Source organism: Streptomyces sp. NPDC054863, from assembly GCF_053610825.1.
The window spans coordinates 1-1,140 of the sequence record NZ_JBSGZD010000577.1; the positions used below are offsets into that span (position 1 = coordinate 1).

Consider the following 1,140-nt stretch of genomic DNA (forward strand, 5'->3'; position numbering starts at 1 on the left):
GAGGCCAAGCGGGCGGCGGGTTAGAAGGTCAATACAGCCAGGGTAGTATCCCACCGATGCCTCCACCGAAGCTGGCGCTCCGGTTTCCAAGGCTCCTACCTATCCTGTACAAGCTGTACCAACATTCAATATCAGGCTGCAGTAAAGCTCCACGGGGTCTTTCCGTCCTGTCGCGGGTAACCTGCATCTTCACAGGTACTATAATTTCACCGAGTCTCTCGTTGAGACAGTGCCCAGATCGTTGCGCCATTCGTGCAGGTCGGAACTTACCCGACAAGGAATTTCGCTACCTTAGGACCGTTATAGTTACGGCCGCCGTTTACTGGGGCTTCAATTCGCACCTTCGCTTACGCTAAGCGCTCCTCTTAACCTTCCAGCACCGGGCAGGCGTCAGCCCCTATACTTCGCCTTACGGCTTCGCAGAGACCTGTGTTTTTGCTAAACAGTCGCCTGGGCCTATTCACTGCGGCTTTTCCGGGCTATTCACCCTAAAAAGCACCCCTTCTCCCGAAGTTACGGGGTCATTTTGCCGAGTTCCTTAACGAGAGTTCTCTCGATCACCTTAGGATTCTCTCCTCGCCTACCTGTGTCGGTTTGCGGTACGGGCACCTCTCACCTCGCTAGAGGCTTTTCTTGGCAGTGTGGAATCAGGAACTTCGCTACTAAATTTCGCTCGCCATCACAGCTCAGCCTTATGGGAAACGGATTTGCCTATTTCCCAGCCTAACTGCTTGGACGCGGATATCCAATACCGCGCTTACCCTATCCTCCTGCGTCCCCCCATTGCTCAAATGGTGAGGAGGTGGTACAGGAATATCAACCTGTTGTCCATCGCCTACGCCTTTCGGCCTCGGCTTAGGTCCCGACTAACCCTGAGCGGACGAGCCTTCCTCAGGAAACCTTAGGCATTCGGTGGACGGGATTCTCACCCGTCTTTCGCTACTCATACCGGCATTCTCACTTCTAAGCGCTCCACCAGTCCTTCCGGTCTGGCTTCACAGCCCTTAGAACGCTCTCCTACCACTGTTCGAAGAACAGTCCGCAGCTTCGGTGATACGTTTAGCCCCGGTACATTTTCGGCGCAGAGTCACTCGACCAGTGAGCTATTACGCACTCTTTAAATGGTGGCTGCTTCTAAGC

The 1,140-nt window shown here is 54.2% G+C and carries 1 rRNA gene; it reads right to left on the minus strand.

What is annotated here, in order from left to right:
- A 23S ribosomal RNA gene (locus tag ACWGIG_RS39025) occupies positions 1-1,140 on the minus strand; the annotation flags it as partial.